We start from the raw sequence: 26,182 nt of genomic DNA on the forward strand, positions 1-26,182 counted from the left end.
TTGGAGACATTTAGCCCGAACAGTGAGAAGGATCACGATTTAAACATTTTGTATAAATGTGCTTATCTTATTTGACAATGATTCAACATTTATCTTACATATAGGTCTGGCAGAATTATCTTAACGGTGCTGTTGACACTTCATCGTAAAAGAAAAAAACGTGAATATTGCAATGTTAAATACTCTTCAATTTGAACTATGATGGGTATTAATAACAAAAGTTATGAAAGTTGTTCCTCTTACCACAAATAATGATATTGTAGGGAAAACAACAAAAAGAACATAACATCTACACACTCATAAACAACCTAACTACATTGTCATCGGTCTCAGATTTCAGGTTTTATGTGATAGCTAGCTGATTTCCAAAGCATACCGGTAGAACAATGCACGAAGACGCAGTATAACGCTGGGCTTCTGGGTTGTTGGGTGTCGATTATCAAGCGCTAAGGAGACCGTAATGGCTGATAACAAAGCTAAGCTAACGACTGGTAGTAAGGGTGATATTGACCTAGATATTTTAAGCCCAACGATTGGTCAAGACGTTATCGATGTCCGAACTTTAGGTTCTAAAGGGTTCTTTACCTACGACCCTGGTTTTACTTCTACTGCATCCTGTGAATCAAAAATCACCTATATCGATGGTGAACAAGGCATTCTGTTGCACCGTGGTTTCCCTATCGATCAACTCGCTACTGAAGCCTCTTATCTCGAAGTTTGTTATATCCTGCTATACGGTGAAGCACCGACTCAAGAACAATATGACGTATTTAAAAATACGGTGACTCGCCACACCATGATCCATGAGCAAATTACTCGCATGCTTAATGGTTTCCGCCGTGACTCACACCCAATGGCTGTATTATGTGGTGTTACAGGCGCACTAGCTGCCTTCTATCACGATGCATTAGACGTGAATAACCCACGCCACCGTGAAATTACGGCTTATCGTCTGCTATCAAAAATGCCAACAGTTGCAGCGATGTGTTACAAATATTCAATTGGCCAACCTTTTGTTTATCCACGTAATGACCTGTCATACGCGGGTAATTTCTTGCACATGATGTTCTCTACACCATGTGAAGAATACACAGTTAATCCTGTTTTAGAACGCGCAATGGATCGTATTTTGATTCTGCACGCCGACCATGAACAAAACGCCTCAACATCGACAGTTCGTACTGCGGGTTCATCTGGCGCAAACCCATTTGCTTGTATCGCAGCGGGTATCGCTTCACTGTGGGGGCCTGCTCACGGTGGAGCTAACGAAGCTTGCTTACGTATGTTGGAAGAAATCCAAACTGTTGAGCACATCCCTGCATTTATCGAGCGCGCTAAAGACAAAAATGACTCTTTCCGCTTAATGGGCTTCGGTCACCGTGTTTATAAAAACCATGACCCACGTGCAACCGTAATGCGTGAAACTTGCCATGAAGTTCTAAATGAACTTGGCTTGAATGACAGCTTGCTGGAAGTCGCTATGGAGCTGGAACGTATCGCATTAAACGACCCGTATTTCATTGAGAAAAAACTGTACCCGAACGTTGACTTCTATTCAGGTATCATCTTGAAAGCAATGGGTATTCCATCTTCAATGTTTACTGTTATTTTTGCCATTGCACGTACCATTGGCTGGATTGCACATTGGAATGAAATGCACGATGACGGCCTGAAAATTGCACGTCCTCGCCAGCTATATACTGGCTATGACAAACGTGAATTCAACTCTGAATTATCAAAAAAATAATATTTAATTAAATCTGAGCCCCTACATATGCTAATGCCTCGAATTTTCGGGGCTTTTTCATGTTTGTTTACCAAAGTCATTTAGCTTACTGCTGCTGATATTCCCTTGGGGTCATCCCACCCATTTTACGGAAAAAACTAATAAACGCACTATCACTTGTTAAGCCAAGTTCTTGAGTAATATAATGATATGGCTTTTCTTGTGCGAGTAATTCAATGGCTTTAATATAACGCCACTGTTGGCGCCATGCTTGATAACTCATTCCTGTTTCTTTAAAAAAAATCCGTGTAATCGTCTTCTCACTCGCACCGATAGTTTGCGCTAATTGGTTTAAATTCGGTGGTAATTGTTCGATATCAACCCCTTTAAAGCGCCTATCTTGCGGTAGTGCTAACAGTGTTGGTTCTAAAGCAGCACTCTGTAATTCATCAATAAATACCGGTAATAAGTTGGCCAAACGCCCCTGCTGCCAATCACTATCAAACGGAGCAATAGCAATACGTTCTAGCACTTCCCTTAGCAATGGGGAAATATTTAAAATAACCACATCGTTCCCGATTTCTTTGGCATATTCTTCTGATAAATAAACCGAACGATACCCCACTGATGCCCTCATTTGCGCCCTATGAAGAACAAATGGTGGGATCCAAGCCATTCTACCAGGGGGAAGCAAAGACAGGCGATTTTCCAGTGAAATCCGTATACACCCTTGTTGTGTAAACAAAAGCTGTCCCATTTCATGTTTATGAAAACCTGAGTCATGCTGCCCCAATTTTGCTGCAATTCCCAATACTGGGGCATGGTACCAGTGAGTTTGAAATTCATCTGTTTGATTTAACCAAGCCATAATGTCTCTTTTTTGATATTTATAGTCTTTATTATTGTAATAAGACAATAAAAATAACACTAAACTGCCTGCTATTAAATCGTTGTATCCGATTAGACCCTTTATTTTTAGTAGATTGGCAGGAAAAAGTATGAAACATCCTCTCTCATTATGGCTTGCTGTTGCCTTAATGATGTTTCCTCAAATTGTGGAAACCATATACAGCCCCGCTCTCACTGATATCGCCAGTGCTTTCTCAGTAAATGCGGAACAAGCTTCACAAACACTGTCGCTTTATTTCTTTGCTTTTGCATTAGGCGTGGTGTTTTGGGGACGAATGTGTGACACCTTAGGGCGCCGCCCGACTATTTTGGCGGGTTTATTGATTTATGGTATTGCCTCTGTTGGCGCGTTATTTGTCACACATTTTTATTTATTATTATTAATGAGAATGTTGTCAGCATTTGGCGCTGCCGTAGGTTCAATTGGCACACAAACTGCCATGCGCGATAGCTACCAAGGCCATGAATTAGCGAAAGTTTTTTCTATTATGGGAGTTGCTTTAGCAATTAGCCCCGCTTTGGGAATGTTATCTGGTGCTGGGTTAGCCAATTTTGGTGGCTATCGTGCCGTTTTTATCGGCTTAGCGATTTTAGCAGCAGTGCTTTTTCTCTGGTCCGCCTGTCGTTTACCTGAGACCAAGCCTGAAAACGTGACGCAAGTCTCATTTATTGAGACATTTTTACGCATGATTGCAGATAAAGAAATTATTAGAAATGTGATCTTGATTGCATTTTTCAACATTAATTTATTTAGCTATTATCAGCTGGCACCTTTCAGTTTTGAACAATTAATGCTCACTCAACAACAGTTTGGATTAACAGGGATATTATTAGCGCTTGGGGTCGGTTTAGGTTCGATATCAAATCGCTATTTATTGGCTAAAAAACACACATCTGAACAACTTGTTAAGCTATCGAGTATCATTTCTTTAGTTAGTGGCTGCTTAGTTTTTGCTCTAATGGATTCTATTTGGTTTGTTTTACCGGTTATTGGTGTCGTTATTGGTTACGGGATTGCGATTCCGAACATACTTGCCCATGCATTAAACCGTTATAGCGACCGAAAAGGCACTGCCGGGGCAATTTTAGGTTTATTTTACTACATCGGACTCGCCATCGGTCTAATGGTCGCTGGTTGGAGCCAACACTTAGGTTTAGTACTAACTATTTCGGGTTTGGTGTTGGTTTTTGCGTCACTAAGGTGGAGTAGCCAAGTACACTAAATAGATTTAGAGAAGCCCTTTTAGGTAGCTGTACAGCTCAAAAATTAGCCAGGCAATTATTAAAAATATTTCTGCCTGGCTATTACGGCTAAGCTCACCAGTATAATATGCTTTATTATAGACCCATATACTTATTTTTCTTTGTTAAAGTATGGAACATATTTATCTAAATATTTTGGAGGGCTACTGCCTTGTTCATTATACGAGTCATAAATGCTTTTGTTATAATTAATTGCATCCTGAAATGCATACATTTTAGATGAGTGTCTATCCATAAAACCCCAAAGTGTATAAAAAGCCATAAAGAGTAACACGATAAAAAATGGGATCGTATTGGTTAGTTGACTATTACGCTGTGGTAAGTTATCACTCAATGCTGTTTATTGACCGCATCTAAAAAATACCAGTTTTTGAAGCTCCAACGGATCATCGTAGCGATGACCTTCCTCATCAATGGAGGTATTCAAAATTTACTGAAATACATGACAAGATTATTGGTACTCTTACTGAAAGGGAACATTAATTTAACCAAATCAATACATTTAATACACGACCAGCTAGGTGGGATTCACCTGACGCTTACTTATAAACCTAAATCAAGACCTTAGTAGACACTTTACCAATGCCCCGAAGCACCGCCACCACCGCTAGAACCGCCTCCCCCACCGCTTGATGAACTTGATGAACTTGATGAACTTGATGAACTTGATGAACTTGATGAACTTGATGAACTTGATGAGCTTGATGAGCTTGATGAGCTTGATGAGCTGAAGTCGTGACTGTAAGTAAAATTAGAAGCGTGTTTATGGGATGTGTTTACTGAATATGAAGGTTGATAAAAAGGTGAACCAAATCGACTGAACTCACAAATCGCTTTCCATTCTTTTCTCTGCTGTCGATAAATCGGAAATAAGATATTGATGCCAATAAACAACACGGTTAATGAAATAAGGTTAAAGAATAATGATAACACCACTATCAGTAATAAGATAAAAGGGTTAACAATACCACTAAGAATTATTTGTGTATAAAAAATGACAACGACTGAACAAAACACTACAGGGAAATACAGCGAAAATGATGTTGGAAAATAGAATGAGTAATTCAGATAATTTTTTAACCGTTTTAGCTGATTTGCACCTATCTTATATCCTCGCTTTTCTGAATTTTTCTTTTTTTTACCTGACTGCGCGATCACTTGATTAATTTTTCTTTTCAATTTTTTCGTTGAAAATACAAGCTGAAAACAATAAATTAGCCCTAATATTATCACATAAATTAAAATAAAATGTGTTTGTAATATTTTAAGAGGAATAAGATCTATCAGAGAATTCGTTGAGCTTATTGGCCTATCATTAGCTACATGAATGGCATTTATAATCCCTTGCTCAATCCCCGTATAATAGTTTTCTGCTCTAAAATACGGCAACATATTTTTTCGAATAATTCGTCCAGCAAGAACATCGGTAAATATCCCCTCATAGCCGTACCCGACTTCAAAGCGAACACTGCGGTCATTTATTGCCACAACAAGCAGTAATCCATTATCAAGCCCCTTTTTACCTATCCCCCATTGATTAAAAACACGATTTGCGAAAGTTTCGATATTTTCACTCCCAGTAGTCGGAACGATATAAACAACAAATTGTGAACCATCATTCCGATTATTTTCAAAATTAATCAATAAATTATTTAGCGTTTTGAATTGCTGCGCCGTTAATAAATTTGCACGATCAATGACCCTATCTATTTTTAATGGGGGTGTATTATTCACTGATGCGCTCGCAATAGCACTAAATAAAAGCAAGGAAAATAAAATATTACGTATCATGAGTTAAAATCCACCGTTGGTGTTCTTTTGATTTCATGCCCATTCTCAACGTTAAAATTAATTTTTTTATCATACCCCATAAATTCCGCAATTAAGTTATAGGGGAATTGCCTAATTTGAGTATTATAATGGCGTACCGCCTCTATATACCGCCCTCTCGCAACTGAAATACGATTTTCAGCTCCCTCCAACTGTACCATCAGGTCTTGATAGAGTGAATTTGCTTTCAATTCAGGGTAATTTTCTGAAATGACTAACAGACGTGATAGAGATTGCCCTAAATTATCTTGAGCTTTTTGATAGCTCGCAGAAATTTCAGGATCATCAAACACGCGACCATCCACATTAATTTTCCCGACAGACGCTCTCGCCTTTACAATTTCTTGTAACACATTGCTTTCATGACTTGAATATCCCTTAACTGTACTGACCAGATTAGGGATCAAATCAAATCGACGCTGATATTGGTTTAATAATTCTGACGCTGCCGCAGAGACTAACTCATCATTTTTTTGGATTGTATTGTAAGAATTAACTAACAGAGTAAAAATTACAATCATCACTAATACTAAACCTATCGCTAACTTGCGCATTAAATATCCTTATATTAACCACTTAATGTTAATATTGACTATCTGATATAACACTAATTTCTTTACTATCATCAATCCTAGCGAACTCAATTATTATCCGTCAGAACATTGTATTTTCTAACCAATTTTTACCGTTGAATTACCAATTAATACGCCACCGCAACTTACTGTATCACCTGTTCTGGCCGCAGGCTTGCCATCAATAAATACACTACTTGAACCATCAACGATAGTTCTTGAATGCCCACCGTGAGGCGCTAACGCATCTCCTTGCCGAGCAACCGCTTTACCATCGACTTTTACCGTTGGTGAACCTGTAATCACATGGGTAGGGCCATGTTTTCCATGGCCTGTATCAGAATCACCAATAAGAATAATGTTTGGCATAAATTAATTCCTTATCGAACAATCGTGACTTTTCCATCAATAATGGATAAATAGGGATTGTAGTGAAATGTTCGACCTTCAGGGCTAACTAATTTTATTGGTGACAGTCGGCTAAAACCAATTTCATACCGGAATATTCGTTTATCTTCATAAGTACTGAATATATAGCGACTCCAATCTATTTTAGCTGGCTTATATCCTTCATCTAGCATTTCTTTAAATTCTAGAGAGTTCCAAAATAGATCAGGGGAACTATTATCTGCATAAGCAAACTCATCCCATGATATTTTACCCATTGCTTTTAATTTGTTGAGATTTTTATCAGCAAAGGCTTGTTGTAGCTCTAAATAAAACGCTTGAACCTTAGGAATATCGGATTCCGTTACAGGCGTTGCTTTTTCCCATTGCCATTTGGGGAGCCCTTGTAAATTAAATTGGTTTTTTGCTTCTAGCATACTTCCTTCACTTTTTCTATTGGAGCCACCGAAATAAACTTGATCCATATTATGTTTATATTTATCGGAAATAATTATTTTTCCATCGTTATTTCCAGCTAATTTAATACCTGATATAAATGTGCTATTACCATTTTCGGATAACTTATTTAGTTCCACCTCACACCACATTTCCGGTGTTAGTTTTTCTTCTTCTGCTAGAACAGAATCATTATACATAATTAAACTTAATGTATTTAGTTCATTGGTTAGCATACTCGATATATTTTGGCCTGCAGAATACATCCCTTCAGTAGCATTTTCATTATCCATAATAAGCATATCATTAATTTTTATACCGCAGCCTGCATTATTAGAGGATAAATTAATCAAATAAATTTCATCCATTGTATTTTTTGCCATACTGACTCCACTAAAACCTAATACCATTATAATACTCGTTATATTCAATACGTTTTTCAACGAAAGACGCTTACCAGATCTCTGATGCCCCATAGCTTTCGTTAGATGGTGAGAAAATAGACCAACGATACTCTGATTTTTCTTTGGATAACGGTTCATGAATAATCCACTCCTTATCTAGTGGCTTGGTTGATTCTTCGACTTTGATATTCTTTTTTGAATGACCAAATTTACCAGCGTCATTATTCTCTTCTGTTTCTTTTTTTCCGATCCCTACACCATATTCAACACTCGCATAAGCCTTTATCCCCTCATGATAAAAAACAATCTCACCATTTCCATTTGGAACCCAAGCCGCTTTTACAACTGCGGTTACTTTCGCTTCCGCTTTAAAAAAGCCTGAGATACCATAATAACGAAAGCCTCCGCGGATGTTCGTTACACAGCTCATTGTGAACGATAAGTGGACATCACTACTTTTCTCATCAAATTTTGTAATGCCATCACTCTCTGTCTTATATTTTACGCCGCAGTTTAAAGACAGGTTAAAGGTTAAATCAAGCTGGACACCAATAAATGCCCCATCTTCCCCTCTATTGACCTTCCCTTCACTCTGTGTCCCCCTTTCTCGAATAACGGTGACAATAGTGTTGATACCAAAATAAGCAGCGAAAGCCTGTATCATGTCAAATGTGAATTTGAAACCAAAAAACGGGTCGCCACGTAAATACACATCGTATTTAGGCATGACTTGATTATTTTTTGTTAATGCAATTTCTCGGCTACCACTGACTTTGATTGTCGGATAAATAAGCTCAAATTTTGCCAATTCATATTCTTGTTGTTTGTACTTACTTGGGCTTTTATCTGGAGCGGTCGATAATAATCGATTAAAACTATCGACGCCTTTATTTACTTTTTCAAGCAAAGAAAGCTCTTTTTTCTTTTTTAATTGTGAGTATTCATGTTTCAGTTCAGCACTCCATTTTTTACTGTCCATCCCCAATATTTTTGAAATCGAGCCTTCAAATTTAATACTTGAGGTTGTCAGTTCTGTACCTGATTTTGTCCAGCCACTGTGAGGTTTTGAGCCGTTATGGCCCAACGCTTGGTTCTTTTGTGCAGTTAATTTTTTTCTCGCAACATCATTTTGACCTGTTGTTTTTTCATTGAACGCAATCGTTAAATCAATTTTGGTTTTTTGCTGTAAAATTAAATAGAACTTTGTATCAAAAACCGACCTCGAACCAAATTTTTGATACACGAAAGCCCCTGCATTTAACAAAATATTATTGTTGATTGAGGCATTATACATTTTGGGCTCAAACGGTTTGTGCCCACATTCTGCAATCGATAATCGATATTCTTGGGAATGCTTCAATCTACTAACGGCGTATTCATCATCCAAATCATTCCATAAATCAACGAATAAATCAGCCAACACCGTAAACGGATTCATCACCTCTGCACCAAATTGACGAAATTGTTTTGTGTAAACTAACGGAATATCTAATGCCTTAGCTGGCGTGACTTTACCCACAAACGTATTCTTGACTTCCCCAATCGGTTTTACACCTTGAGGTACTTGTGCCACTTTATTGTTATAAGATGTTGATTGCCCAAAGTCATAGGCAACATCACCATAGACATTTCCAATGGGGCACTCAGGATTATTAGAGACACATACCTTCGAACAGGTCTTTACCTTAAAAGGCACTGAGATTTCAGGTAAAAACGATTCAGGATTTTTTTCAATGTTGAAAATATTATTAAAATCAGAAAGCTCTGCCGCTAGAAAACTATTTTTACCTTTAAATTCGATAATATGAAAAAAATCTTTTTTAATCCCATTTTGGCGATAAGTTTCTTTTTGTTGACCAAATTCAATCTCGACTTCAAGTGTGCAATCATCGGGTAATTTACAATCACAAACGACCTCTGGATATTCTTTAGACACTGGCAATCTCCTTACGCACTGTACTGCCGATAAAAATCTGGAATGGTATTTATTAACATCATCGATAACTTTTCAATTTTATAAAAGTCCATTGCATCCGTTATTGATAAAATCACACGCCATTCCGAAGGAAGAGAATCCACCTCATATATTTCGTAATAGACAAGAAGATAACAAAATAGACTTATTGATTTTTCGTGATTGATATCGTGTTCATAACAAATATCTACGATCCTTTTTGCATACTCAAAGTAAAATGCCCATGTTTTTTCATGACACAAATCTGACGTAAAATATTTTAATGAACGTATTTTGGGATTACAGATAGTTTGCAAGATTAAACTTTCAGTCGTTTCATGTTCTTTTTGGGTCTGATATTTTTCAGTTGCTCGAACAAAAAAAAGTGCCATTTTCGCTGTTAGTAACGCTATTTTTTGTTGAGATAATAATTTCATTTCTGCATCAGTAAAACGCATCAGCTTGCCCCCAAGCTTCGCATTATCCGGAAATCCGCGGCGCTCACGCTCAAAGCGGGAAGCCGTTTCCTCTCCCCATAGCAATGTCTTCAGTTTCGTGATAGGACCTAAAAACACATGCAAACGCCAATTATCAAAGGTTCCAAGCACATCCCACACATTGCGAGGGTCATAAAAACGCCAAAAGACCGGTTTTTCTTGCCCCGGTATCATCACCATCAAGTATTTGCGCAGATGCTGACGTAACTCACGCATGGTTGCGTGCGTATAAACATAAATTCCCCAAGGCGTCTCTCGCGTACTTAACCAGCGTTGCACCTCTTCGGTCACTTCCACTAAATAGGGCGCTAATGACACAATCTCCGGTTGAATCGGTTCGCTGTATAGGCAACTCGCCGGCGGTTCGTGCTCGGCGAACAAATTAAAGACATCGGGCTCGGAAGCTGCATCGATAACGGCATAGCACGTTTCAGGTTTAACCATTTTCCGCCTCCTCTTGCCCTTCCTTCATGGGACAATGCGCCACAAAGGCCGCGCCACTGCTCGCAGCGGCTTTGAGTACCGCAGGGTTAGTCGCTTGCAGGATATCCCCAGGGCTTCCCCCTGAATTTAAGTTTATCGCCGGTCCTTTAATATCCACGCCACCGCTGTGAACAACGACAAAGCTTCCGCCCACTTTTAACGTGATTTTACTGCTGCTTTGTAAGGTGATATCCCCTTGTGCATTCACGCTGACCACACCTTGTATTGCCTTAACCAAATCCCCCTCAACCGAAAGGTGGTGGTCTCCCTCAACTTTGTCTTGATAGTTACCGGTTGTTTTGTGCGCTTGATTACCTTCAACCGTCACGGTCCGATTACTGGCAACAACCAGTTCATCGTTATGGCCAATGCTGGTTGTCCGGTCGTAATTAATCCGTTCACCCCGTGAGTTCAGCACATTGATGGCCAAATTCTTTTGCGCATGCAGATAGATTTCTTCTTGGCCTGCTTCATCTTCAAAACGCAACTCATTAAAGCCATCCCCTTTGTGGGTTTTGGTGCGAAATGTCGTGCGTGTTTTGTGTTTCGGTAAATCAATGGGCGGTCGATTACGGCCATTATAGGTACAGCCTGTAATAATCGGTTTATCTATATCATTGTTAAGATAGGAAATAATCACTTCCTGCCCAATTCTGGGGATGGACATAAACCCAAAGCCATCGCCGTTCCAACCGTGGGCGACTCGCACCCAACAAGACGCGCTATGGTCAGGTTTGCCGCGCCTGTCCCAATGGAAATAGACCGTAACCGCCCCTTGTGAGTTGGTGTAAATTTCTTCACCCGGTGGCCCGACAACGGTAGCCAGCTCATCCCCATCCGCTGTAGGTTTATAACGATAAGGGGGACGCCATTCTTGAGTGCTAGGCACAAAGGACAGCTGGTTACTCAATTGAGTCCCTTCACCGCCACTGTTATCAGCAAGAGGTTGCACACCGTGATGGGATACGCTAATCACTTGCCACGTCGTATTCATTCGAGGGCTAGGATGGTTAGACAAGGTAAAAATACGCCCCGGTGCTAACTCAATGCAGTTCGTCGTAGCCGTTCCTACTTGCCGCTGGTTTTGTGATTGTTCGTAGCGAATTTGGTTAAAAGGTTGCCCCTGCGCATCTTCTTGAAAGCGACCATAGCTTTCAAAGATTTCATGTTGTTGATGCACTTCCCCAGTGACTTGATGACTCAGCGGGTAAGAGGGCCTGAGTTGATTGTAGTCTTTATCCACGCGAATATCGCTGCACAACTGCTCGGCATAGCGCCATGTGGTGGCGGTGCTGTCGGTGATATCCGTTTCAGATTGCGGATTATAGGTGAGCGATATCCCCGCTTTCATGCCTAAATGACGGTCACTGTAAAACAGTTGTGGGCCTTCTTCGAACCAGTAATTAATCCCTTCTTCGGCAGCGAGGCGACACCAGAACTCATACATCGTTTCACGCTTTTGGGTGATATACTCGCGTTTTAGATGCTCTTCAGGGTGGTAAAACTGCTTATCAAATTTGATGTGAGACTCGCTTAATAGCGTCTCAAGAATGTTCGGCACCGTCATATTTTGGAAAATGCGGCTGTCTTGCTTAAGCGTCATCACCCACATTTCAGGGCGTATCACAAAGTGATACCAGGTTTTAACCCCATCGGTATTCCCTTGTTCAGCCCCCGCTAAAATCCCTTGTACCGTGCGAAGAATTTTTCCATCTCGTTTTACAGTCAGCGAGGAGGCCACACCCAATACTGTTTGAAAATCAATCTCGGGTAACGGGCTGACCGCCTGAATCGACAGTGAAAAGAGTTGGGAAAGCCCTTCTTGTAAATCAAATTGCGTGACTTGAAAGGTATTTTCAGGTAGCCCACCAATCGTACAAGTGAATACTAATCCTGTCCCCATTTCGCCATTCATAATACGGTCTAGCAGTTGACCATGGGCTTCTTGCAAGGCTTGGTCCTGTGCATAGGTTCTGCCACCCGCATACCCACCACCGTGAATAAGCGGGTTATTTTCGGGGCTGCCAAGTCGTTTGTTTTTATTGGGGTCTGTCCAAGACATGGGAATTTCCTCTACGGAAGAAAAAGCTAAAAACGCAAACGAGCCTCGAAAGGCTCGCTAAATTCGAACTTACGCTTCGAGCGGCGCACGCCAGTCATCAGCACCAGAGGTGCCAGCAACGGTATGCTCCCAGTCCACTTTGCGGTAAGACAGAGAGACTTCGATAAGTTGCGTGAAATCAGCTTTTGCCGGGTCTTGGCAGTGCGGCATTTGGCAATCGATATTGACGATAGTCGCATCGGTCAGTGTGGTGGTGAAGAAATGCTCTTGCTTCCCTTCCACTGATGTGCGATACCATTTCAGTTCCACTTTCGGCAGCATTTCGCCAGACGCTAAGGCGTTATACAGCAGCGGAACGGCTTTATTTAACGCCACGGTGAAACGGAACGGCTTGTGCGCACGTTGGCCTGAAGGCTGGCCGGATTGTGGGTCTGTCGGTACAGTCACAACGTGAGAAAACTCTTGCACTAACATTTGGTCTTCATGACCTTGCACATAGATGTTACCCACTGAATCGGCAGTAAATGCACCGGCAGTGATGTTGCCTTGGGTTTTTCCCTCAATGGAAATATAACATGGAGTTGGCATAGCGATATCCTTTATCCAGAATGACAAATTGGGTTAAGTCGACATAATTATCGATTAATTTCCGTCATCTCAGCCCGTGCGCACGGTAAGATTTGAGTTAAGGATAATAAAAGCTGATGAATGGACTGTAAACCGGAGGGCCAGTTTGTATCTCTCTAGGATAAGTGACTTAGCGTAAACGGGTTGAAATATCGCTATATAACTCCAGAAAAACACCAAAAACGAATCATAACAAAACAATCATCGAGCAAAAAATAGACCAAACTGCGATAAGCCCAGTAAGTTCTAATGTACATAGAAATAAACTATGTAACCAAATATTTCAGCTTAAGAGGTTATCGCAACCACATGATTTAAAATAAATAAAATAGAAAATTTAAGCCATCTTCACTGACAGTGAAATTATCGGCCTAATTTTATAGTACATTTAACTGTTTATCATGAAATTACTAGTGATTAATATTGATAAATATGCTAACCAACTGTAAATTTTACGTTTTTCCTATGTGACATAGGAGCGGTACAATAATTTAGCAAGAAAGCACTATATTAAAGAATAATAGTAAAAAAAAACAGAGGGATACTTATCTAAGCTTATGATAAGTATCCCTCATATTGATAATACGTTCAAATATCAAACTAAATCTTAGGTACATACATATTAAGTGAAACCAACACCGCCACCGCTCGAATAAAACAAAAATTTAATTCTATAAATATATTATTAATCCATCTTCTATGCTTTTCAAATCACAGCTAGGCGGCAAGAGAGCGAAGCCCTAGGAGCATACATAAGTATGTGACTAGGGTTCGTGAATGCAGCCAACAACGCTTTGATTTAAAAGGCAACGAAAATTTAATTCTCTAAATAGTTCGAGTTGTGGCTAGGCGGCGAATAAGGGTATCTTGGGGAGCATACAAAAGTATGTGAGTATGTGACCCGAGTAGCCGAGTGAAGCCAACACAGCCACCGCTCGAATAAAACGAAAATTTAATTCTATAAATATATTATTAATCCATCTTCTATGCTTTTCAAATCACAGCTAGGCGGCAAGAGAGCGAAGCCCTAGGAGCATACATAAGTATGTGACTAGGGTTCGTGAATGCAGCCAACAACGCTGTGGTTTGAAAGGCGACGAAGATTAGGCCGGGTTATCGATATCGATAAACTCTGCATCCAGCCCCTGCTCATCAACTAACCACTTAGTTAACGCTTTAATCCCATAACGCTCCGTTGCGTGATGCCCTGCACTGTAGAAATGGATCCCCATTTCTCTTGCTATATGAATGGTTTGCTCGGAAACTTCCCCTGTTACAAAGGCATCTACGCCAAATTCCGCCGCTTGTAGGATGAAACCTTGCCCTCCTCCTGTACACCATGCAATTTGGCGAATTTCTTCTTTTGCATTATCACCACAATGAAGAACTTTACGGCCAAGACGAGTTTCTAAGCGAGACGTTAATTCTGAAGGTGTAATAGGTTGATCAAAAAAACCAAATGGCATTAATGGGTCGATTTGGCCGTTCACCTGCACCCCCATAATATAAGCAAGCTGGGTATTATTACCTAACTGGTGATGTGCATCTAATGGGAGGTGATAACCATACAGGTTTATATCATTCGCTAATAATGTTTTTAAGCGATTTCTCTTCATGCCTTTGATAATGGCTGGCTCATTTTTCCAAAAATAGCCATGATGAACAATGACGGCATCAGCTTTCTTTTCAACAGCAACATCCAGCAATGCTTGGCAAGCTGTCACCCCTGTGATGATTTTATGTACATGGGGTCGCCCTTCAACTTGCAATCCATTCGGTGCAAAATCTTGGAACTCACTAACTTTCAATTCTTCATTAATGATTTCTTCTAATCTTAAATTATGCATTATGTTGTCCTTTTTACTGCACAGCTAAACGGTTTATCCACCAGTTTGAACGTAATTGACTGATAATCAATAAGCATAAACGGAAACATAATTTTTTTCTGTGTTATTTAGAACAAATCGAGGGCATTAATCGAGAAAAACCCAAGTGGATAGTAAATGAAAGTAAGAAAATAAAAAAACAAAACCCCCACAATTCAACATTGTAGGGGTTATTACTCGCCATTAAGTACTAAATTAGCGGTGACTTTCCAGCGTTGTCTCTGAACGTTCTAGCCAAACCGGTTTATCACTGGTTTTTGCCCAAACTTTATGTAAATGGCTATAAAACTTTGCTCTTTTTGGATAAAAAACCATAACCGGAAACGCAATAATGCCAGCTGTTACAGCAGCAGTGCGGCGTGCAAGTACCTGATTACGGGAATATTCGCGATATGTGGACATCGGTATCCTCCTTCAGTTGCCACTTTATTTGTCGATTCCAGCTTTGCTCTACCATTCCCCATTAACACACATTTCCCATTAACACAGTAGTAAAGAGCGACTAAAACCGAACAGATAATATGAAATATATTGACTGTAGATAGGATATCGCAAATTGTGTAATAAAACCACTCATCTGACCACTCAACATGTAAATTTTTCTAAAAAATCTGTTCATTCCGTATTTTTATTACATTTTTTAACCAATAAATGTTTTATTTGTACATTTGAACTACAATTATTTAACAAATAAATTAATAAAACCACACGCTACTTTCTCTATTAAGCACTCTCTTCTTGCTCGATAAATAACCATTTTTATACTTTTTTTACATCCTACCCGTGATTTTTATCAGCTTCTTTACAACGAACTCTTTAGCCTTATCTCATGGAAATAATAAGGAGAAAATACTGTGTCATTACTTTCCATTATTGGGGCAGTTCTCGTTGTTTTACTGCTGGCGTATCTGATTTATGCCCTGCTTAACGCGGAGGATTTCTGATATGACTACCACTACATTGTTATTTTTAGGTAGTTTTTTACTGATCTTATTCATCTTAGCAAAACCTTTAGGTAACGGTATTGCTCGGCTAATCGACAATGATATACCTCGTCGGTTAGCAAGCAGTGAGTCCTTACTTTGGCGCCTTGCTGGAGTCAAACAACCAGGGCGTGAAATGGCTGAGATGAATTGGCGACAATATGCCTTAGCAATTGTATTATTTAATCTTTTAGGCTTTGTTTTATTATTCGTTATTTTAATCTGCCAAGGCCGTTTACCTCTTAACCCTCAACACTTTGAAGGGATGAGCTGGGATTTAGCCTTTAATACCGCGGTTAGTTTTGTTACTAATACTAACTGGCAAGCCTATAGCGGCGAAAATACATTAAGCTATTTAAGCCAAATGGCAGGGCTGACTGTACAAAACTTTCTTTCCGCAGCGACAGGCCTTGCTGTGGCCTTCGCAATTATTCGTGCTTTTTCACACCATGGCAGTAAAACTGTCGGTAATGCGTGGTTAGATATTTACCGCATTACTGTGTATTTGCTCTTCCCTTTAGCGATTATTTTTGCGCTATTTTTTGTCAGCCAAGGTGTGATCCAAAATTTTTCCAATTATTTACTTATTCATCCTTTAGATAGCAGTGAACAGCTATTACCGATGGGGCCAGTTGCGTCCCAAGAAGCGATAAAATTGCTCGGCACAAATGGTGGCGGGTTCTTCGGCTCTAATTCATCGCACCCTTTTGAAAATCCAACTGCACTGAGTAATTTTGTGCAAATGTTAGCGATTTTCCTAATCCCTACTGCACTTTGCTTTGCCTTTGGTCGTGTAGTTGGTAACAACAAGCAAGGCCATACCTTACTCTGGGTTATGGGGATCATTTTTGTGGTTGCTGCCATAGTCGTAGTTAAAGAGGAATATGTGGGAAACCCATTTTTAGCCGAACTGCATGCCACTAGCTCTGCCAATATGGAAGGAAAAGAGAGTCGTTTTGGGATTGTCGGCTCCGCTTTGTTTGCCGTCGTCACCACCGCAGCCTCTTGTGGAGCGGTTAACGCCATGCATGACTCCTTTACTGCAATGGGTGGAATGGTGCCGATGTGGTTAATGCAAATTGGTGAAGTGGTATTTGGCGGTGTCGGTTCCGGTTTATACGGCATGTTGCTATTTGTATTACTCGCAGTCTTCCTTGCTGGTCTCATGATTGGCCGTACACCTGAATACCTGGGTAAAAAAATTGAAGTGCGTGAAATGAAAATGGTCGCACTGGCGATTTTAGTCACCCCAACCTTAGTGCTACTTGGTACAACTATTTCATTAATGACCGAAGCTGGGCGTGTAGGGATTTTAAATCCAAGCGCGCATGGGTTTAGTGAAGTGCTATATGCCTTTTCTTCTGCCGCCAATAATAATGGTAGCGCTTTTGCAGGGCTCAGCACGAATACGCCGTTCTACAATGTGCTACTTGCAATAGCCATGTTTATTGGTCGTTTTGGTGTGATCCTTCCCGTCTTAGCGATTGCAGGCTCAATGGCCAATAAAAAGCCACAAGCCCAAAGCCATGCCACTTTACCCACAACAGGACCTTTATTCATTGGGTTACTTATTTTCACCGTGCTTCTCATTGGCGCACTCACCTTTGTGCCGGCTTTAGCATTAGGGCCAATCGCTGAACAATTACACATTGGCTTTGCAGGATAATGAGGGGAAAAAAATGAAAAATAAACAAACTAAATTATTCAATAATCAATTAATTAAACAATCTATTATTGAATCAATAAAAAAATGTACTCCGCAAGCGCAATGGCGTAACCCAGTGATGTTTGTAGTCTTTATTGGCAGTATTATCACTACGTTACTTTGGTTAGCCATGGTAATGGATTACACACAAGGTAGTGCTTGGTTCAGTGGAATGATCACCCTTTGGCTGTGGTTTACGGTTATTTTTGCCAACTTTGCGGAAGCACTCGCTGAAGGGCGTAGCAAAGCACAAGCCCAAAGCTTAAAAGGCGTAAAGCAACAAAGTAGCGCAACGCGTTTAGCGTCTGCTTCGCTGGATGCCAATCAAGAAATAGTGAATTCAGATCAGTTACGTAAAGGCGATATTGTGTTGATCCGTGCCGGAGATACCATTCCTTGCGATGGGGAAGTCATCGAAGGCGGCGCCTCTGTGGATGAAAGCGCAATTACAGGGGAATCCGCTCCAGTGATCCGTGAATCTGGTGGTGATTTTTCCTCTGTAACAGGGGGAACTCGCGTACTTTCCGATTGGCTGATCGTGGAATGTACGGTCAACCCCGGTGAAACCTTCTTAGATAGAATGATTTCCATGGTTGAAGGTGCGCAACGCCGTAAAACACCCAATGAAATCGCACTCACCATTTTGTTAACTGCATTAACGATCATTTTCGTCCTTGTCTGTGCAACTTTGTACCCCTTTACCTCTTTTGCCGCAGATTATGCCGGTGCTGGCGATGCAGTTTCTATTTTAGTGTTGATTGCCCTATTAGTTTGTTTAATCCCAACCACCATTGGTGGCTTGCTTTCGTCTATCGGTGTAGCAGGAATGAGCCGCATGCTAGGAGCCAATGTTATTGCCACCAGCGGGCGTGCCGTAGAAGCTGCGGGAGACGTTGACGTTCTATTACTCGATAAAACGGGGACAATTACACTGGGAAACCGCCAAGCCTCAGAGTTTTTACCGCTAACGGGTATCACTGAACAGCAACTGGCTGATGCAGCACAATTATCTTCTTTAGCCGATGAAACACCAGAAGGCCGCAGTATTGTGATACTGGCAAAACAAAAATTCAATTTACGTGAAAGAGATATTCATGCCCTGAATGCGACTTTTGTTCCTTTTTCTGCAATGACGCGTATGAGTGGAGTCAATATTGGCGAACGGATGATCCGCAAAGGCTCTGCGGATGCGATCCGTCGTTATATTGAAGCTAACCACGGTAAATTCCCAGTAGAAGCCGATCAACTGGTCGAAAAAGTTGCTCATTTGGGAGGAACCCCACTCGTTGTCGTTGATAACCAAACTGTATTAGGGGTTGTGGCACTCAAAGATATCGTTAAAGGTGGAATGAAAGAGCGTTTTGCTCAAATGCGCAGTATGGGCATAAAGACCGTGATGATCACGGGGGATAACCATTTAACCGCCGCTGCTATTGCGGCAGAGGCTGGGGTTGATGATTTCCTTGCAGAAGCCACACCGGAAGCCAAACTGGCGTTGATCCGCCAATATCAATCTGAAGGTCGCTTAGTTGCTATGACAGGTGACGGCACCAACGATGCACCAGCACTGGCGCAAGCGGATGTCGCAGTGGCAATGAACTCTGGCACTCAAGCGGCAAAAGAAGCCGGTAACATGGTTGATTTAGACTCTAACCCAACCAAATTAATTGAAGTCGTGCATATTGGTAAACAAATGTTGATGACTCGCGGCTCATTAACCACCTTTAGTATTGCCAATGATATTGCTAAATATTTTGCCATTATCCCTGCGGCTTTTGCCGTGACGTGGCCACAATTAAATGCATTAAATATTATGCAATTACATTCACCTGCGTCCGCTATCCTTTCTGCGGTCATCTTCAACGCATTGATTATTATCTTCTTGATCCCTTTAGCCATTAAAGGTGTCCATTATCGCCCAATGAGTTCCCAATCGTTATTGCAACGTAATTTAGGCATTTATGGCTTAGGCGGGTTAATTGTGCCATTCGTTGGGATCAAACTGATTGATCTGCTTATTAGTTTTTTTGGAATATAAGGAGTTGATTATGAATATGATCCGTTCGTCGATTATCATGTTACTAGTACTCACCATTTTTACCGGTATTGCTTACCCATTAATGGTAACTGGTCTCGCTAACATCTTTTTTCCATGGCAGGCTCACGGCTCTCTACTTATGCAAGATGAACGTACTGTTGGCTCAGCCTTGATCGGGCAAAATGTGGGTGACATCCGCTATTTTCACGGTCGCCCCTCTGCGACGGTTGATAGCCCCTACAATGTATTAGCTTCTGGCGGAAGTAATTTAGCGGTCAGTAACCCGTTATTACAACAAACGATGATTGAGCGTAACAAACAACTGCGCGCAGCAAACCCCGATGCAGATAACGCCACCCCAGTGGATTTACTCACGGCGTCTGCCAGCGGCTTAGACCCCAATATTTCTATTGATGCAGCGTTATACCAAGCTCCACGCATTGCAAAAAGCAGGCAAATTCCTTTGGATGCGGTAAAATCATTGATAGAAACGCATACTGAACAAGCACTGTTACCCTTTTTAGGCGAACCGGTCATTAATGTGCTAAAACTGAACCTAGCACTTGATGAATATCAACAACAAATAAACAGTCAAACTCACTAGGGGCTGTGATGAACAATCAGGAACCTATTCGCCCTAACCCCGATGAACTCTTGGTCAAAGCCAATGAAATTGGGCGTGGCAAATTAAAGATTTTTTTCGGTGCCTGTGCAGGTGTTGGAAAAACGTATGCCATGCTGCAAGAAGCGCAAAGGCTTAGAGCCCAAGGGCTAGATGTTCTGGTTGGCGTGGTAGAAACCCATGAAAGAGAAGAAACAGCCGCGTTACTTGACGGCCTTTCTCTGTTACCACCCAGACGCATTACCCATCACGGCCGCCGCCTAAATGGCTTCGATATTGATGCTGCAATTGCTAGGCATCCTGCCATAATTTTAATGGATGAATTAGCATTTAGTAACCCTAATGGCAGCCGCCACCCTAAACGTTGGCAAGATGTTGAAGAGTTACTTGATGCTGGAATTGATGTACTGACAACCATCAACGTTCAGCACATTGAAAGCCTGAATGATATTGTTGGAAGCATTACAGGTATTCGAGTCCGTGAAACGGTTCCAGACCATATTTTTGATGCCGCTGACGAAGTGGTGTTAGTCGACCTTCCCCCTGACGACCTACGGCAACGTCTTAAAGAAGGTAAGGTATACATACCAGGGCAAGCCGAACGCGCCATTGAGCATTTTTTCCGCAAAGGAAATTTAATTGCACTTCGTGAACTCGCACTTCGTCGCACTGCCGACCGAGTTGATGACCAAATGCGTGAATTTCGTGGCGGTAAAGGCCAAGCGCCCGTATGGCACACTCGCGATGGGCTATTGTTATGCGTTGGCCATAATACGGGAAATGAAAAGTTAGTTCGTACCGCGGCTCGGCTTGCCGCAAAATTCGGTAGTGTCTGGCATGCTGTTTATGTTGAAACCCCTTCGCTTCATCAGCTACCTGAAACACAGCGTAGAGCTATCTTAAAAGCATTGCGACTTGCTCAAGACTTAGGGGCAGAAACAGCGACCTTATCAGATCCTTCTGAAGAAAAAGCCATATTGCGTTACGCACGAGAACATAATTTAGGGAAGATATTAATTGGCCGACGTAATAAAACAAATAAATGGTTTAAGTTCAATTTACGCCCCGGTTTTGCCGATCGCCTAGGTAAGCTCGGCCCAGATCTAGACCTAGTGATCGTCGCACTTGAAGAAAAAAGTGAGTGGGACAAAGAACCCGAAAGAAAACCGTTCTCTGAAAAATGGCGATCGGATATGAATGGCTATTTAATGGCCATTGTGATGTGCGCCGCTATCACCTTATTTTCACGTACCTTTTTATTAGCACTCGATAAAGCCAACCTCGTGACACTCTATCTATTAGGTGTCGTGTTAATCGCATTATTTTATGGTCGACGCCCCTCTGTCTTTGCCGCCTTGGTTAACGTGATCAGTTTTGACCTGTTCTTTGTTCAACCCCATTTTTCCCTTGCTATCATGGATATGCAATATTTAGTCACTTTTACGGTGATGCTAATTGTTGGGGTTGTTGTGGGGAATTTAACTGCGGGTATGCGCTACCAAGCTCGTATTGCTCGGTATCGCGAAAAACGGACCCGTCATTTATATGAAATGACAAAAGAATTAGGCCAAGCCATCACCACTGATGATATTGGAAAAACAGGATATCATTTTCTCAATAATGCCTTCCAAGCCAAAAGTTGCTTATTATTACCTGATGAGGATGGGCAATTAACACCGTTGCAATGTGATGGCTACACAGCAATGCAAATTGATAAAGCCATTGCTAAGTGGAGTTTTGATAAACGCCAGCCAGCCGGTGCTGGTACGGATACTTTGCCAAGTGTTCCTTATCAATTACAACCTATCACTACTGCCGATCAAACCCTTGCCGTTCTTGCCATTGAGCCAAGAAACATGCGCCAGTTATTGATCCCAGAGCAGCAACGCATGCTGCAAACCTTTACGGGGCTGATTGCAAGCTCGCTTGCTCGTCTACAACTGACTAAACAAGCTGAATTAGCCAAATTAAACATTGAACGTGAACAACTGAGAAACTCGTTACTTGCCGCACTTTCCCATGATCTAAAAACGCCACTTACCGTTTTGTTCGGGCAAACTGAAATTTTAATGTTGAACTTATCAGCGGAAAATTCACCATTAACAGAGCAAGTCAACCAAATGCGCCAACAAGTACTAAGCACTTCTCGCTTAGTTAATAATTTACTGGATATGGCTCGTTTGCAATCTGGCAGCATTCAACCCAACTTAGCGTGGGAATCACTACAAGAAATTACCAGTAGTGCCGTTAGAACCTTAGATTACACCTTACACAGTCACCCTTTAGAGATTGATATTCCAGCAGATTTATTGCTTTATTGTGATGCCAATTTGATTGAGCGAGTACTAATCAATCTCTTAGAAAATGCCGTAAAATATAGCAATAACGATACCCCGATTGGTATTCGAGCCGCAGTTGAAGGACAAAAAATTCATATTGAAATATGGGATGCCAGCAATGCGATCCCAAACGGGCAAGAAAAAACCATTTTTGATAAATTTTCTCGGGCACAAAAAGAATCAGCAATCCCAGGCGTTGGCTTAGGGCTTGCCATTTGTCGTGCTATTATCCAATTGCATGAAGGCGAAATTTGGGCGCAAAACAATAATAAAGGTGGAGCCAGTTTCCATTTTGTTTTACCTTTAAAACAACTGCCTGATATTGAGGCAGAAATATAGAAGGACCCTCGATATTGTGAGTACTAACCATCAAATACTGGTTATTGAAGATGAAAAAGAAATCCGTCGCTTTGTTCGTTTAGCGTTGGAGGGTGAAGGCTGGAAAGTGTTTGAAGCCGAAAATTACCACCGCGGCCTAATCGAATCGGGTACTCGGCAACCTGATTTATTGATTTTAGACCTTGGCTTGCCCGATGGTGATGGGCTTGATTTAATTCGTGACCTACGTCAGTGGAGCAGTATTCCGATTATTGTTTTATCCGCTCGCGAAGAAGAATCACAGAAAGTGGCTGCATTGGATGCAGGCGCTGATGACTACCTCACAAAACCCTTTGGGATTAGCGAGTTACTGGCTCGTGTTAGGGTTGCTTTACGGCGTTTCGGCAAACCCACCCAAGAAAACTCAAAATGCCAGTTTGGCGATATCACTATCGATTTTATTAATCGAATTGTGACCAAGCAAGGTGAAGAGCTCCACCTTACCCCGATTGAGTTCCGTTTACTCAGTGAACTCGTGGCTAATAGCGGTAAAGTATTAACTCAACGGCATTTATTACTGCAAGTTTGGGGGCCTAACTATGTGGAACATAATCATTACTTACGCATCTATATGGGCCACCTACGGCAAAAATTGGAAAATGACCCTGCTCGCCCTATTCACTTATTAACCGAAACAGGGATTGGTTATCGGTTTATGCCCTAATGGATTACCATGCATTGAATTCTAGGAATCTTACCGATAGTTTAAATTAAAAGGCTGCTTATAATTTACTCACCTTTTTTCTATGGAGAGAAATTCGTGCAGTCACTCACAGCCCAACTATCAAACCGTTTTTCATCTGCTTTAGTTCTTTTTTTAAGCGTTTTTGTTACCGCCCAAGCGCTTGCGCTAAGCCCTGAAGAAAAAATTCGTACTGAATCATTATTAGCAGAGCTTGGTAAGCAACAGAACCTTACTTTTACTCGTAACGGAACTGAACATTCTGCTGCCGACGCAGAATCTCACTTACGTTTAAAACTACGTAAAACAGAAAAACGTCTCAAAACTACAGAACAATTTATTGATAATGTTGCCTCAAAATCGTCCATTACTGGCGAAGAGTACCAAGTCAAAGATGCACAAGGTAATGTGATCCCAGCCAATAAATATTTGCATGGTTTACTGAAAGACAAAGTGGATAACAAATCTGAGTAAATTCTGTAGGTTCTGCTGATTACTATAAAAAACGCTGGCAAATAAATGTCAGCGTTTTTTTGTTCTAATACTCGATCTAGCCCCTAAATAATTTGTACCACAGGTAGGCGGCAAATTAAGTTATCCCGTGAGCATACATAAGTATGTGACTCGGGTAACTTAATGAAGCCAACACCCCTGTGGTGCAAAGTATGACAGGGACATAAAATTAAGAATTTTCGAGCTTCGCCCAAGTATCACGCAACCCCACCGTCCGATTAAAGACTAAATGATCTGCACTACTTAGCTTATTATCCGCGCAGAAATACCCTTCACGCTCAAACTGATACGCTTTTTCTGCCTCTGCATTTTTCAGGCTTGGCTCAACAAAACCATGGCGAATAATTAACGATTCAGGATTGATAACGGATAAGAAATCGTCTTCTGCACCTGGGTTTGGCACAGTGAATAAACGGTCATACAGACGAATTTCTGCAGGCAAGGCATGCGCTACGCTAACCCAATGAATAACGCCTTTCACTTTACGGCCATCTGCTGGGTCTTTATTTAATGTGCCTGCATCATAAGTACAGTAAATGGTTGTAATATTACCATCCGCATCTTTTTCAACACGCTCTGCTTTAATGATGTATGCATTACGCAAACGAACTTCTTTGCCTAATACTAAACGCTTATATTGGCGATTTGCTTCTTCACGGAAGTCCGCACGGTCAATATAAATTTCGTTACTAAATGGCACTTGGCGCGTTCCCATCTCCGGTTTATTTGGATGGTTTGGCGCTGTTAAAATCTCTTCACCAGCAGGCATGTTTTCAATGACAACACGAACTGGGTCGATAACCGCCATAGCACGTGGTGCTGACTCATTCAGATCATCACGAATACAAGATTCTAAAGAAGCCATTTCGACGTTGTTATCTTGCTTCGTCACACCAATACGTTGGCAAAATTCACGAATAGATGCTGCGGTATAACCACGACGACGCAAACCTGAAATGGTTAACATCCGTGGGTCATCCCAACCATTTACGTGTTTTTCGGTCACTAATTGGTTCAGTTTACGCTTAGACATCACCGTATATTCCAGATTCAGACGAGAAAACTCATACTGACGAGGGTGACAGTCAATCGTGATATTATCTAAAACCCAATCATATAAACGGCGATTGTCTTGGAATTCTAAGGTACATAAAGAGTGAGTAATGCCTTCTAATGCATCAGAAATACAATGCGTGAAGTCATACATTGGATAAATACACCATTTATTGCCAGATTGGTGATGTTCCGCAAATTTAATACGATATAAAACTGGGTCGCGCATCACCATAAATGGCGAAGCCATATCGATTTTCGCGCGTAAACACGCTTTTCCTTCTTCGAAGCCGCCCGCACGCATTTTTTCGAATAGTGCTAAGTTGTCTTCAATTAGGCGCTCACGGTATGGGCTATTTTTACCGGGCTCTTTGAGTGTCCCACGATATTCGCGAATTTCGTCTGGGCTGAGCTCATCAACGTAAGCTAAGCCTTTTTTGATCAACTCGATCGCGTATTGATACAAAGTATCAAAGTAGTCAGAGGAATAACGAACATCGCCGCTCCACTCAAAACCAAGCCATTTAACGTCTTCTTGAATAGAGTTAACGTATTCGACATCTTCTTTTACAGGATTTGTATCATCAAAACGTAAGTTACATTGGCCCTGATAATCCTTGGCAATGCCAAAATTCAAGCAGATTGATTTCGCATGACCAATATGTAAATAGCCATTCGGTTCAGGTGGAAAACGCGTATGCACTGACGTGTGTTTTCCAGTCGCCAGATCTTCATCTATGATCTGACGGATAAAATTTGTTGGGCGAGCATCTGCCTCATTCATTGTCATCATTCCTCAATGCCAAAAGCGCG

The 26,182-nt window shown here is 41.2% G+C and carries 21 protein-coding genes; 9 read left to right on the forward strand and 12 right to left on the reverse strand.

Annotated elements, in window-relative coordinates; genetic code table 11:
* Nucleotides 1–460: 460 nt before the first annotated feature.
* Nucleotides 461–1,747, forward strand: coding sequence for a citrate synthase (locus FVA72_RS15995; protein ID WP_004256842.1), 1,287 nt, complete (start codon nucleotides 461–463; stop codon nucleotides 1,745–1,747).
* An 85-nt stretch (nucleotides 1,748–1,832) separates the two neighbouring features.
* On the opposite strand, the gene FVA72_RS16000 is transcribed toward FVA72_RS15995, so the two are convergent.
* On the reverse strand, nucleotides 1,833–2,594 hold the full coding sequence (locus FVA72_RS16000; RefSeq protein WP_110591343.1) for an AraC family transcriptional regulator: 762 nt from the start codon (nucleotides 2,592–2,594) through the stop codon (nucleotides 1,833–1,835).
* Between the two features lie 130 nt (nucleotides 2,595–2,724).
* Between FVA72_RS16000 and FVA72_RS16005 the strand changes: the two genes are divergently transcribed.
* A complete protein-coding gene (locus FVA72_RS16005) occupies nucleotides 2,725–3,858 on the forward strand; it encodes a multidrug effflux MFS transporter (protein WP_110591342.1) in 1,134 nt (377 codons plus the stop codon).
* A gap of 616 nt (nucleotides 3,859–4,474) precedes the next feature.
* Here FVA72_RS16005 and FVA72_RS16010 read toward each other — a convergent pair.
* From FVA72_RS16010 to FVA72_RS16055, 10 genes are all read right to left on the reverse strand, one after another.
* Nucleotides 4,475–5,689 (reverse strand): TPM domain-containing protein, encoded by a 1,215-nt coding sequence (locus tag FVA72_RS16010; RefSeq protein ID WP_137019278.1) that lies wholly within the window; start codon nucleotides 5,687–5,689, stop codon nucleotides 4,475–4,477.
* Entirely contained in the window at nucleotides 5,686–6,282 is a 597-nt protein-coding gene (locus FVA72_RS16015) for a LemA family protein (protein ID WP_110591340.1), read from the reverse strand. The genes FVA72_RS16010 and FVA72_RS16015 overlap by 4 nt, the downstream gene beginning before the upstream one ends.
* A gap of 117 nt (nucleotides 6,283–6,399) precedes the next feature.
* Nucleotides 6,400–6,669: a type VI secretion system PAAR protein gene (locus FVA72_RS16020; protein ID WP_110591339.1), complete on the reverse strand. Its 270-nt coding sequence runs from the start codon at nucleotides 6,667–6,669 to the stop codon at nucleotides 6,400–6,402.
* 11 nt (nucleotides 6,670–6,680) lie between these two features.
* The gene (locus FVA72_RS16025; RefSeq protein ID WP_243154718.1) at nucleotides 6,681–7,685 is read right to left on the reverse strand and encodes a hypothetical protein; all 1,005 of its coding nucleotides are present in this window, start codon (nucleotides 7,683–7,685) and stop codon (nucleotides 6,681–6,683) included.
* The gene (locus FVA72_RS16030) at nucleotides 7,597–9,483 is read right to left on the reverse strand and encodes a hypothetical protein (protein WP_110591337.1); all 1,887 of its coding nucleotides are present in this window, start codon (nucleotides 9,481–9,483) and stop codon (nucleotides 7,597–7,599) included. The genes FVA72_RS16025 and FVA72_RS16030 overlap by 89 nt, the downstream gene beginning before the upstream one ends.
* An 11-nt stretch (nucleotides 9,484–9,494) precedes the next feature.
* Nucleotides 9,495–10,442 (reverse strand): DUF4123 domain-containing protein, encoded by a 948-nt coding sequence (locus tag FVA72_RS16035; RefSeq protein WP_110591336.1) that lies wholly within the window; start codon nucleotides 10,440–10,442, stop codon nucleotides 9,495–9,497.
* Nucleotides 10,435–12,543 carry a type VI secretion system Vgr family protein gene (locus FVA72_RS16040; protein ID WP_110591335.1) on the reverse strand — a complete coding sequence of 703 codons (2,109 nt, stop codon included), beginning with the start codon at nucleotides 12,541–12,543 and terminating at the stop codon, nucleotides 10,435–10,437. Before FVA72_RS16040 ends, FVA72_RS16035 begins: the two co-directional genes overlap by 8 nt.
* Nucleotides 12,544–12,612: 69 nt before the next feature.
* Nucleotides 12,613–13,131: an Hcp family type VI secretion system effector gene (locus tag FVA72_RS16045; RefSeq protein WP_004250011.1), complete on the reverse strand. Its 519-nt coding sequence runs from the start codon at nucleotides 13,129–13,131 to the stop codon at nucleotides 12,613–12,615.
* Between the two features lie 1,142 nt (nucleotides 13,132–14,273).
* Nucleotides 14,274–15,017 carry a type 2 GTP cyclohydrolase I gene (locus tag FVA72_RS16050; RefSeq protein ID WP_110591334.1) on the reverse strand — a complete coding sequence of 248 codons (744 nt, stop codon included), beginning with the start codon at nucleotides 15,015–15,017 and terminating at the stop codon, nucleotides 14,274–14,276.
* A gap of 234 nt (nucleotides 15,018–15,251) precedes the next feature.
* The gene (locus FVA72_RS16055) at nucleotides 15,252–15,458 is read right to left on the reverse strand and encodes a YbfA family protein (protein WP_036957942.1); all 207 of its coding nucleotides are present in this window, start codon (nucleotides 15,456–15,458) and stop codon (nucleotides 15,252–15,254) included.
* A 452-nt stretch (nucleotides 15,459–15,910) separates the two neighbouring features.
* Between FVA72_RS16055 and kdpF the strand changes: the two genes are divergently transcribed.
* The 7 genes from kdpF to FVA72_RS16090 all read left to right on the forward strand — a co-directional run bounded on the left by kdpF (nucleotide 15,911) and on the right by FVA72_RS16090 (nucleotide 24,277).
* Nucleotides 15,911–16,000 carry a K(+)-transporting ATPase subunit F gene (kdpF, locus tag FVA72_RS22265; protein WP_071585860.1) on the forward strand — a complete coding sequence of 30 codons (90 nt, stop codon included), beginning with the start codon at nucleotides 15,911–15,913 and terminating at the stop codon, nucleotides 15,998–16,000.
* A 1-nt stretch (nucleotide 16,001) separates the two neighbouring features.
* The gene (gene kdpA, locus FVA72_RS16065; protein WP_110591333.1) at nucleotides 16,002–17,705 is read left to right on the forward strand and encodes a potassium-transporting ATPase subunit KdpA; all 1,704 of its coding nucleotides are present in this window, start codon (nucleotides 16,002–16,004) and stop codon (nucleotides 17,703–17,705) included.
* A gap of 13 nt (nucleotides 17,706–17,718) precedes the next feature.
* Nucleotides 17,719–19,782 carry a potassium-transporting ATPase subunit KdpB gene (gene kdpB / locus FVA72_RS16070; protein ID WP_110591332.1) on the forward strand — a complete coding sequence of 688 codons (2,064 nt, stop codon included), beginning with the start codon at nucleotides 17,719–17,721 and terminating at the stop codon, nucleotides 19,780–19,782.
* A 10-nt stretch (nucleotides 19,783–19,792) separates the two neighbouring features.
* On the forward strand, nucleotides 19,793–20,386 hold the full coding sequence (kdpC, locus tag FVA72_RS16075) for a potassium-transporting ATPase subunit KdpC (protein ID WP_110591331.1): 594 nt from the start codon (nucleotides 19,793–19,795) through the stop codon (nucleotides 20,384–20,386).
* 8 nt (nucleotides 20,387–20,394) lie between these two features.
* Nucleotides 20,395–23,082 carry a two-component system sensor histidine kinase KdpD gene (kdpD, locus tag FVA72_RS16080; protein ID WP_110591330.1) on the forward strand — a complete coding sequence of 896 codons (2,688 nt, stop codon included), beginning with the start codon at nucleotides 20,395–20,397 and terminating at the stop codon, nucleotides 23,080–23,082.
* A gap of 16 nt (nucleotides 23,083–23,098) precedes the next feature.
* Complete coding sequence (gene kdpE / locus FVA72_RS16085; RefSeq protein WP_110591329.1) at nucleotides 23,099–23,785, forward strand: two-component system response regulator KdpE; 687 nt, start codon at nucleotides 23,099–23,101, stop codon at nucleotides 23,783–23,785.
* A gap of 96 nt (nucleotides 23,786–23,881) precedes the next feature.
* Nucleotides 23,882–24,277 carry a DUF5329 family protein gene (locus tag FVA72_RS16090; protein ID WP_110591328.1) on the forward strand — a complete coding sequence of 132 codons (396 nt, stop codon included), beginning with the start codon at nucleotides 23,882–23,884 and terminating at the stop codon, nucleotides 24,275–24,277.
* Between the two features lie 208 nt (nucleotides 24,278–24,485).
* Here FVA72_RS16090 and glnS read toward each other — a convergent pair whose 3' ends face one another.
* Entirely contained in the window at nucleotides 24,486–26,153 is a 1,668-nt protein-coding gene (gene glnS, locus FVA72_RS16095; RefSeq protein WP_110591327.1) for a glutamine--tRNA ligase, read from the reverse strand.
* Between the last annotated feature and the right edge of the window lie 29 nt (nucleotides 26,154–26,182).

The sequence above is a fragment of the Providencia sp. PROV061 genome, assembly GCF_011045655.1.
GTDB lineage: Bacteria > Pseudomonadota > Gammaproteobacteria > Enterobacterales > Enterobacteriaceae > Providencia > Providencia hangzhouensis.

Coding starts and splice junctions, on each gene's coding strand:
- FVA72_RS16035 (WP_110591336.1), bottom strand. CDS start 10,442: ATGGTTAAACCTGAAACGTGCTATGCCGTTATCGATGCAGCTTCCGAG.
- FVA72_RS16055 (WP_036957942.1), bottom strand. CDS start 15,458: ATGTCCACATATCGCGAATATTCCCGTAATCAGGTACTTGCACGCCGC.
- FVA72_RS16000 (WP_110591343.1), bottom strand. CDS start 2,594: ATGGCTTGGTTAAATCAAACAGATGAATTTCAAACTCACTGGTACCAT.
- FVA72_RS16020 (WP_110591339.1), bottom strand. CDS start 6,669: ATGCCAAACATTATTCTTATTGGTGATTCTGATACAGGCCATGGAAAA.
- FVA72_RS16045 (WP_004250011.1), bottom strand. CDS start 13,131: ATGCCAACTCCATGTTATATTTCCATTGAGGGAAAAACCCAAGGCAAC.
- kdpC (WP_110591331.1), top strand. CDS start 19,793: ATGAATATGATCCGTTCGTCGATTATCATGTTACTAGTACTCACCATT.
- FVA72_RS16050 (WP_110591334.1), bottom strand. CDS start 15,017: ATGCATAATTTAAGATTAGAAGAAATCATTAATGAAGAATTGAAAGTT.
- kdpD (WP_110591330.1), top strand. CDS start 20,395: ATGAACAATCAGGAACCTATTCGCCCTAACCCCGATGAACTCTTGGTC.
- kdpA (WP_110591333.1), top strand. CDS start 16,002: ATGACTACCACTACATTGTTATTTTTAGGTAGTTTTTTACTGATCTTA.
- kdpB (WP_110591332.1), top strand. CDS start 17,719: ATGAAAAATAAACAAACTAAATTATTCAATAATCAATTAATTAAACAA.
- FVA72_RS16005 (WP_110591342.1), top strand. CDS start 2,725: ATGAAACATCCTCTCTCATTATGGCTTGCTGTTGCCTTAATGATGTTT.
- FVA72_RS16015 (WP_110591340.1), bottom strand. CDS start 6,282: ATGCGCAAGTTAGCGATAGGTTTAGTATTAGTGATGATTGTAATTTTT.
- FVA72_RS15995 (WP_004256842.1), top strand. CDS start 461: ATGGCTGATAACAAAGCTAAGCTAACGACTGGTAGTAAGGGTGATATT.
- FVA72_RS16010 (WP_137019278.1), bottom strand. CDS start 5,689: ATGATACGTAATATTTTATTTTCCTTGCTTTTATTTAGTGCTATTGCG.
- FVA72_RS16040 (WP_110591335.1), bottom strand. CDS start 12,543: ATGTCTTGGACAGACCCCAATAAAAACAAACGACTTGGCAGCCCCGAA.
- glnS (WP_110591327.1), bottom strand. CDS start 26,153: ATGAATGAGGCAGATGCTCGCCCAACAAATTTTATCCGTCAGATCATA.
- FVA72_RS16025 (WP_243154718.1), bottom strand. CDS start 7,685: ATGAACCGTTATCCAAAGAAAAATCAGAGTATCGTTGGTCTATTTTCT.